Raw genomic sequence first — 7,541 nt, 5'->3', positions numbered from 1 at the left:
CGACTGAATCGTAAAACTATCGGGTACTCAAAATCAGTGGAAATGCATGACAAGATAATCGGCACATTCATCGAACGTGAACATTATCTGCAATGACCTGATCTACATATTGAATACGTGACCTAATAAAGAGTCTTTTCTCCGCAGTTTCTTTAGTCGGGATTCAATTATCCTCTGGACAATAAAAACCTATTCAAGAAACCGGAAACGATATTTGGCGGATTTAGCCGATCCTCACTATCGTCATATCCGTTTTATTACTTTGCGTTCTCCTCGGGAATGTGAAACTTTTCTGCAACACTTTCCCAAGGAAATACACACTCATTCGGCTTGAGTCGTTACTTTTGCCTCACCCGCAGGTTTTATTGTCAGCGTCGCGCCGATTGACGCGATGATAATAAAGATCAGCGCCATCCACTGTATGAACGATAAATGTTCGCCGAGAAAAAGAATCCCGGAGAGGGCGGCAATAGCGGGCTCCATACTCATCAGCGTGCTGAACGTTCTGGCGGGCAGACGGGTTAATGCCACCATTTCCAGAGAATAAGGAAGCGCGGTGGACAGAATCGCGACGGCAATACCGAGCGGGAGTATCGAGAGCGAGAACAGCGTGCTCTCAGCGTAATACGCACCAATAGGGCAGAAGATCAGCGCAGCAATGCAGGAGCCGATGGCGACGGTTCCAGGCCCGTGATTTGCTCCCGCTTTTTGCCCAAACAGAATATAAAGTGCCCAACAGGCACCCGCACCCACAGCGCAAGCCGCACCCGTTAAGTCAACATTGCCGATATTGTGTCCCAGCGGCAATAAGAACCATAGTCCGGCAACAGCCAGAAAAACCCATAGAAAATCAATCGGTCTGCGTGAGGCTAACATAGCAACGGCAAGCGGGCCGGTGAATTCCAGTGCAACAGCAATGCCAAGCGGCACCGTCTGTAATGACAGGTAGAACAGAAAGTTCATCCCGCCCAGCGTCATGCCATACACCAGCAGCGGCAGGCGGTTACTGCTAAATCGCATACGCCACGGCTTGAAGATGATGCACAGGATGATCGTACCAATTCCCAGACGCAGTGCCGTGACGCCAGTGGCTCCAATAAGTGGAAACAAACTTTTGGCCAGAGCGGCACCGCTTTGGATAGAAAGCATCGAGATAATGATGAGCAATACAGGGACAAATGATGATGAGCGATGAGAAAATAAGGTCATTCTTTTGGCCTTAAAACAGGTATAACATTCCGTTGCTATTATATCCAATTGTAAACAATTTGTCTGGTATGAGTTGACTTTTATTGACCTTTATTTACGCATCATTTAACTGATGTGTTTTTGCACAATGCAATTAGCGTACAAACTGAGCGGGTAATTCGGAATTGTCTGTTTTACTGCTTTGTGGTGAATTTATTTTTAATCTAATTGTCACAATAAAAAAATCAATATAATTAGTATGATAGGTTGTTTTTGACAATATTTGTTACATCTAAAGCCTAATTGATAAATATTTATAGGGCGGCAAGTCCCGAATTTCTTTGTTATATTTACTGCGTTAGTTAGTCTTTCATAAAATAAATTCGAGGCTGTAAATATGAAAAAAATCGCGTGTCTTTCCGCTCTGGCTTGTGTATTAGCCGTTGGCGCAGGTTCTGCATTTGCTGGTCAAAGTACTGTAACTGCAGGCTATGCTCAAGGTGATGCTCAGGGCGTACAAAATAAAGTTAAAGGCTTTAACCTGAAATATCGTTATGAGCAAGATAATAACCCACTGGGCGTTATTAGCTCATTCACCTACCTGGAAAAAAATGGTAGCGATAACGGTCTTTACAGCAAAGGTCAGTACATGGGCTTCACTGCGGGTCCAGCTTACCGTCTGAATGACTGGGCAAGCTTGTACGGCGTTGTTGGTTTCAGCCACGGTAAAGTAACGAATAACGCGACCAACGGTCTGAACAACAGCAGCAACGACGATTACGGCTTCACCTACGGTGCAGGTGTTCAGTTCAACCCAATGCAGGACGTTGCTCTGGATGTGGGTTACGAACAAAGCCGTATCCGCAGTGTTGACGTTGGTGCCTGGGCTGTTGGCGTAGGTTACCGCTTCTAATCTAACCCTGTAGGGTTTACTTACCCTCAGCGTTGGTTGTTAGATGTGTCGGAAGAATCCGCTCTTTTTAGGGCGGATTTTTTTATGGCTGTTTGTCTAAATCAGCGATGAGTTTCATCAGTCATTTATCCAGTCACTTTTCAGCCGGTTGATATCCGAATGCGTTTATCGGCATTGATCAAATTCATGCGGTATCGGTCTGTCATAAGATTTTATCTTGACGTTAAGATTCTTTATGTGAAGATAATGTTCATCAAGTCGTAGTGATTTACTCAAGCTATTGAGGTTATACATGGCAGTGACATCAACGGCCCGCACGCGGGCTTTTCTGTTCTTCACAATTATCCTGTTGGGACTGAATTTACGTCCTGTTCTGGCGGGGATTGGCCCATTGCTGAATCAGATTCAGGCTGCAACGGGCCTGGATGACAGCATGGCGGGAATGTTAACCACGCTCCCGGTGTTCGCTATGGGGTGGTGTGCGTTATATGGCGGCCAGTTGCAGGCGCGTCTTGGTGAATATCGAGGGATCACGCTGGGCATTGTGGTCATTGCCTTGGCGTGCAGCGCTCGCTGGTGGCTGAATAGCGGTATTGCGCTGCTGGTTAGCGCTGCGCTTGCCGGAATCGGGATTGCCTTGATTCAGGCGCTGGTGCCGTCGTTTATCAAGCTCCATTTTGGTCGCCACAGCAGTCTCCTTATGGGCTTTTATACCACGGCGATTATGACCGGTGCGGCGTTTGCGGCTTCATCGGTTTCTCCGCTGGCAAATGTGTGGGGCTGGCAAAGTGCGCTGGCCTGCTGGGGTATTGTGGCGCTGGTGGCTGCGGTGGCCTGGCGGTGTATCCCTAAAGCGTATACCGTGAAACAGGATGCAGTGGCTGTCGTAGCAACGCGCCGAAGCGGAATGGATTGGCTGCTGATGGTGTTCTTCGGCATTGGTACGGGTGCGTATACGCTGGTGCTCGCATGGCTGCCGCCGTATTACATTCAACTGGGGTTAGATGCGACGCAAAGTGGCCTGATGTTGGGCGGATTAACGCTGACGGAAGTAATTTCCGGCCTGCTGGTATCAACGTTCATCAACCGTTTTCCCGATCGACGCAAGCTGTTGCTTCCTATCCTGACCGTGATGCTGGTGGGAATGATTGGGTTGATTGTGGCGCCGCTGACGTTTACGTATCCCATCATTATCATGCTGGGCGTTGGCATTGGTGCGCTGTTCCCGCTGTCGCTGATTGTGGCGTTGGATCAGGTGACCGACTCACATAAAACCGGTTCACTGATGGGCTTTGTGCAGGGCGGTGGCTACATCCTCGCCAGCCTGATGCCTTTGCTGGCGGGTTTCATTCGTCAGCATACGGCGGGTCTGGAACAAGCCTGGATGATCATGACCGTTGGCGTGGTCGTGTTGATTCTCATGGCGACCCGTTTTGCTCCGGTGAAGAGCCCGAGTCGCTAAGCGGTTTGTTGTGTTGTCAGCGAGCGGAAACCCGCTCGCTATCATCAGTTTGTTGGTGGGCGATAGCGCCATAGCCAGCGCCCGCTCATCAGGCGGCGGTAATAGAAGAACCCGCGTACAATCCAGTCAAAGAACATCCCCATCCACACGCCGATCACGCCAAAACCGAGCATCACGCCGAGGATATATCCTGCGATGACCCGACATCCCCACATGCCTGCCATTGCTACCCACATGGTGTAGCTGGCGTCTTTCGCGCCTTTTAGACCAGCAGGAAGCACCCAGGACGCCGCCCAGATCGGCATAAATAGTGCGTTGAGCCACAGGAGATGTTTTGCCACTTCGATAACTTCCGGCTCATTGGTGTAAAACGACGCCAAAAAGCTGGCACTGGGCACCGACAGGACGGCAAGTACGCACAGACCGATATTGGACAGCCAGAAGATGTGCTTCAACTGGCGAGTGGACTGCATGATTTGGCCTTTCCCCAGCCGTGTACCAACGATAATGGTGGCGGCCGCACCGAGTGAATTACCGGGAAGGTTGATCAGCGTTGAGATGGAGAAAGCAATAAAGTTTCCGGCAATGACCTCGGTTCCCATATCTGCCACAAAACGCTGGGTGATCAGCTTGCCGATGTTAAACATCACGGATTCAATGCTGGCGGGAATACCGATACTGAGCACTTCATAAAGGATCGACAGGGTGAAAGGCGCAAAGTAAGACTTGAAGGGAATGCGCAGCGCACCGTTAAAACCGTGCATTAGCGTCAGAATCACGAATACCGCGCCGATATAGCGTGAAATGGTAATACCAATTCCCGCGCCAACAAAGCCAAGGCCATCCCAGGAAAATGCCCCGTAAATCAGTAGGCTACTGATGCCAATATTGAGAATATTCATCCCAATGTTGATGACCATTGGCAACTTGGTATTACCCGCGCCCCGCAACGCGCCACAGCCTACCAGCGCGATGGCGACAGCAGGATATCCCCATACCGTCCAGCGAAGGAACGTGAGGGCAAGTGCTTTAACCTGTACGTCGGCCTGTCCTGCGATCAGATCGATAATCGCTGAGCCGGCGAATTCAACCAGAGCGACCAACAGAAAGGATGACAGAACCAGTAATGACATCGATTGGCGAGCGGCCGATCGTGCCTGCTTTCTGTTGCGCTGTCCTAGGCTGAACGCGACAACAACGGCGGTCCCTAATGCGACGGCGGTAAAGAACGCGATGATAACCATATTGAAGCTATCAGCCAGGCCGACGGCTGCCATGGCCTCTTTCCCCAGCCAACTGACCAGGAAGGTGCTGAAAACCCCCATCAACACGGCGCAAAGGCCCTCAATAAAGATCGGGAAGGCGAGCGGTGAGATTTCTCTCCAGAAGAGAACGCGGTTGGAGTAACGCTTTTTATACCAGTCGGTATCTTTTAATTTTTTCATGAAACGATCTTGGCGGTATCTCAAGTTTCCCAGTCGGCACGGTAAACAGAGCCACAGGGTGGCTCGCAAATAGCAGTATTTTTGCACGGTACTTATGCATACAGTGACTTATCCATACTGTTGTCGATCCATTTTGTACGATCGCGGCAGCATGACTGTTTTTTAAAATAGCGTTTCTGTTTATAGAGTATCAGCCGCTAAATCGATGTCCAGTCTGGATTGCTTTCTCCGCGCGGAAAGTTGTTGCACGTGCCTATCATTTAATTTAGATTTTACTTAATTAGATTTATCTAAATTAATAGTGACACGCAAACAATCAGCGATATCACCTTCCTTGCTGACTGAATACTACGCTGAACGATGCATGATGACGGGTTTCAGCGGCTCAAAAAGAGGATTACGATCATGCCAACGCCACTTGCTATCTCACCTGCTCAGGTTCGTAAATTGCTAGATGAAGGTGCGGTGCTCATTGATATTCGCCAGCCGGAAGAATATGCCCGCGAGCATATCGCACAGGCAAGGTTGCACCCGCTGAATTCCTCTGCCGGGTATGTCCTTCCTGATGATGAGAAAGAAGGACAGGTTGTGATTTTCCATTGTTTGTCTGGCATGCGCTCGGAACAGAATGCTGACTTGCTGGCGCAGGCGGTTTCACCCGCAACGGTATTTCTTCTGGAAGGGGGAATGACCGCATGGAAAAAGGCAGGATTTCCAACGGAAGTGAATCGTAAGCAGCCGATTGAACTCATGCGGCAGGTTCAAATCGTCGCTGGCGTCCTTATTCTGGGTGGTGTATTACTGGGTTACAGCGTAAACAGCGCTTTCTTCCTGCTTTCTGGTTTTGTAGGAGCAGGGTTGCTGTTTGCAGGGATCACGGGTTTTTGTGGCATGGCAAGACTGTTGATGAAAATGCCGTGGAACCGTGGCGCCAAACGCTGATGTGCCCGGGATGGCTTGCCGGAAGAATAAGCGGAGTGTTAACCGATAACGTTAAAGAATAGGGGCAGTAATATGGATATGAAAAACATTCCGTTTGGTACGACTGACTGGTCGCAAATAGAGCCCACCGAGCACCGGGGCGAGACGGGGATCGCCTACTGGCGAACACAGCGTTTTGATAATATTCGGGTTCGCATTGTTGAGTACACGCCAGGCTATCTGGCCGATCACTGGTGCTCTAAAGGGCATATTCTGCTGTGCCTTGAAGGTGAACTTCATACGGAATTAGATGATGGCCGTGTTTTTGTCCTCAAACCGGGAATGAGCTACCAGGTTGCGGATAACGCGGAAGCTCATCGCTCCTACACCGAGACGGGCGCGAAGCTGTTTGTTGTGGATTGATACCATAGGGCTAATCCAGAGTATGGGATTAGCCCTCGATTAGTTAACTCATCCTATCTGGGATCGCGTTCGTCGAAGCCAGGAAAAAATCTGCGTAGAAATGCTCAATCCGTTGATAGAGACGAAAGAAATTCGCCTCTAAGCCTGTTGCAGATATTGGTATATAACCATACATTTAATATGGCTAATGGTGCCGAGTTTATTATCTACATGAATCAGGAGTGTATGAGCATGTCTATCAGAATTGAACTTACAGAATCTATGGAAGTGTTGAGTCTTCGGGTCGTTGGTCCCTATTATGAAAAAATACCGCAAGGATTTGATGAAATATTATCGTGGGCAAGGGAGCATCATCTCTCCATCGATAAATCTTTGGCGTTCTACTGGGATGATCCCAGCAAAGTAGAACCGGATGAATTACGGGCGGATGTGGCGATTACGTGCAAAGAGATGCCGTCAACGCTGCCGGAAGGGACAGAAATACGCAGGGAAATCATTCCCGGTGGGCTTTATGCCGTAACGCACACCATTGTGGAGAAGGGTGACTTTGCGAAAGCCTGGGATGACTTTTATAAAGCCATTCATGCGCAAGGATATCGACCGTCGGGCGACATATGTTATGAAAATTATTTGTGCGACGGAAGCAACGGTAATTGGGAAATTGAAATATGGCAGTCTGTTGAAGCAGTGAATTAAGCCCGTTTATTGAGATTTGTTTAAAAATAAAATATCGGAGCAGCCTGCATCGTTACTGTTAATACTCCGTGAAAGATTACATTATGGTATATCTCGGGCATGGTGAGGGTACTTATCATTATCACAGGCACTCAATGAATGCCTGTTGTAATGCATCACTTAGTCACTGAGTTATCGATAGCCTTAATGGCTGTCCCATTCTGTTGTTTGATGATGTTTAACTGAACCCCGCCAGATTTTCGTGTAGCTAAAACATTAATATCCTTTTCATCATCGCAATTGAAATCACCTTGCAACGATAGCGCGATGGCTTTCAGCGAATCATCGGTAGAGAAGGGAATATACGAGGCAATATTGTCTTTACTGATAATTTGGTCACGTATTCAACTCGGTGATCGTCAGGTAGAATGTTCATCTGTTTTCCTAAATATTTAGAAGAAGAGCCTGATGGCAACGGTTGAGGTAAAATGCCCGTTTTGTGAGCAAACAGACC

9 protein-coding genes and 1 pseudogene are annotated in these 7,541 nt (G+C 48.6%); 7 read left to right on the top strand and 3 right to left on the bottom strand.

Annotated features, from left to right (window positions below):
- A partial coding sequence (locus Q3A88_RS21335; protein WP_317177658.1) for an IS1 family transposase occupies window positions 1–96 on the top strand: 96 nt, incomplete at its 5' end.
- Between the two features lie 28 nt (window positions 97–124).
- A pseudogene (locus Q3A88_RS21330) lies at window positions 125–334 on the top strand (adenylate kinase); the annotation flags it as partial.
- On the opposite strand, the gene rhtA reads toward Q3A88_RS21330, so the two are convergent.
- Entirely contained in the window at window positions 322–1,209 is an 888-nt protein-coding gene (gene rhtA, locus Q3A88_RS21325) for a threonine/homoserine exporter RhtA (RefSeq protein ID WP_014914976.1), read from the bottom strand. The pseudogene Q3A88_RS21330 and the gene rhtA overlap by 13 nt on opposite strands.
- Window positions 1,210–1,585: 376 nt before the next feature.
- Here rhtA and ompX point away from each other — a divergent pair, with 376 nt between their 5' ends.
- Window positions 1,586–2,101, top strand: coding sequence for an outer membrane protein OmpX (ompX, locus tag Q3A88_RS21320; RefSeq protein WP_014914977.1), 516 nt, complete (start codon window positions 1,586–1,588; stop codon window positions 2,099–2,101).
- Between the two features lie 292 nt (window positions 2,102–2,393).
- On the top strand, window positions 2,394–3,563 hold the full coding sequence (locus tag Q3A88_RS21315) for an MFS transporter (protein ID WP_317178612.1): 1,170 nt from the start codon (window positions 2,394–2,396) through the stop codon (window positions 3,561–3,563).
- A 44-nt stretch (window positions 3,564–3,607) separates the two neighbouring features.
- Here Q3A88_RS21315 and Q3A88_RS21310 read toward each other — a convergent pair whose 3' ends face one another.
- Complete coding sequence (locus Q3A88_RS21310) at window positions 3,608–5,008, bottom strand: EmmdR/YeeO family multidrug/toxin efflux MATE transporter (RefSeq protein WP_317178611.1); 1,401 nt, start codon at window positions 5,006–5,008, stop codon at window positions 3,608–3,610.
- Between the two features lie 405 nt (window positions 5,009–5,413).
- On the opposite strand from Q3A88_RS21310, the gene Q3A88_RS21305 reads away from it, so the two are divergent.
- The 3 genes from Q3A88_RS21305 (at window position 5,414) to Q3A88_RS21295 (ending at window position 7,048) form a co-directional block, all read left to right on the top strand.
- Window positions 5,414–5,950: a rhodanese family protein gene (locus Q3A88_RS21305; protein WP_317178610.1), complete on the top strand. Its 537-nt coding sequence runs from the start codon at window positions 5,414–5,416 to the stop codon at window positions 5,948–5,950.
- Between the two features lie 72 nt (window positions 5,951–6,022).
- Window positions 6,023–6,352 (top strand): DHCW motif cupin fold protein, encoded by a 330-nt coding sequence (locus Q3A88_RS21300; protein ID WP_010294841.1) that lies wholly within the window; start codon window positions 6,023–6,025, stop codon window positions 6,350–6,352.
- Between the two features lie 231 nt (window positions 6,353–6,583).
- The gene (locus Q3A88_RS21295; protein WP_317178609.1) at window positions 6,584–7,048 is read left to right on the top strand and encodes a GyrI-like domain-containing protein; all 465 of its coding nucleotides are present in this window, start codon (window positions 6,584–6,586) and stop codon (window positions 7,046–7,048) included.
- A gap of 313 nt (window positions 7,049–7,361) precedes the next feature.
- On the opposite strand, the gene Q3A88_RS21290 is transcribed toward Q3A88_RS21295, so the two are convergent.
- On the bottom strand, window positions 7,362–7,541 hold a 180-nt coding region (locus Q3A88_RS21290), incomplete at its 5' end, for a hypothetical protein (RefSeq protein ID WP_317178608.1).

Source organism: Pectobacterium sp. HCp5_1 (assembly GCF_032905925.1).
Lineage (GTDB): Bacteria > Pseudomonadota > Gammaproteobacteria > Enterobacterales > Enterobacteriaceae > Pectobacterium > Pectobacterium brasiliense_A.
The sequence above is the reverse complement of the archived record's forward strand: the minus strand, read 5'-3'. Positions and strand labels throughout refer to the sequence as shown.